Annotated in this window: 1 protein-coding gene; it reads left to right on the top strand. The window is 40.3% G+C overall.

Features of this window, described 5'->3' with window-relative positions:
* Positions 1–128: 128 nt before the first annotated feature.
* The coding region (locus tag ACYVRH_RS13480; RefSeq protein ID WP_461257408.1) for a cyclic nucleotide-binding domain-containing protein at positions 129–894 on the top strand (766 nt) is incomplete at its 3' end.

An 894-nucleotide genomic window follows, 5' to 3' on the forward strand; every position in this document is an offset into this window, starting at 1 on the left:
TTATTATAATTATCGGTTATAATAAGATAAAATGATAGAAAATTGCGCTTTATCTTTACCTATAAGGGACGGTTGACATTATGTCGATATAGTTCCTATAATAATATATTGTGGATTAGAGGGGAGAAATGGCCGCGCCACTGCAACTGGCATTTGTAAATTTTACCGCAAACTCATATATAATTGTCGAAGGTAAAAGGAACGCTGACAGATTTTTTATTATTCGCACTGGAAAGGTAAAACTGTCCAAAGAAGTTCAAATTGTTGCCGAAGAATCCGGCGATATCCTTGGACCCGGCGACTTCTTCGGCGTTGTGTCCACAATGTCAGGTCATAGCCATATTGAGACCGCGCAGGCTGTTACGGACGTAACTCTTATCTCAGTTCAAAAAGAGCAGTTCAGCCAGTTAATTCAGGGCAACGCTCCTGTAGCGATGAAAATAATTATGCAGTTCTCCAAAAGAATGCGCTATTTGGACGAAGCTCTTACAAGATTAACGTTAAAGAACAACGCTGCGGAAGACCCAAGTCATATTTATAATGTTGCCGAATATTATGCCAAGCGTAATCAGTACAATCAGGCTTTTTACGCGTATCAGAAGTATGTCAAATGCTGTCCAAACGGCACAAATATGGCAAATGCCGTCGAGCGCATGAAAAAAATCGCCCCCTATGTCAAGAATCTTCAACAGCCTCCAAAGCCCGGCGAAATGGTTCGCTCTTATTCAAAAGATCAGATTGTTTTTTGCGAGGGCGAACCGGGAGACGAGCTTTTTATCATCCAGAAAGGCGCTGTTAAGATAATAAAAATTACCGATAACGAGATTTTGCTTGCAGTGTTAAAAGCCGGTGATATTTTAGATGTTGAATGGCAATTCAGTCAAATTATTAACG

It is taken from the genome of Treponema sp. R80B11-R83G3, from assembly GCF_054786115.1.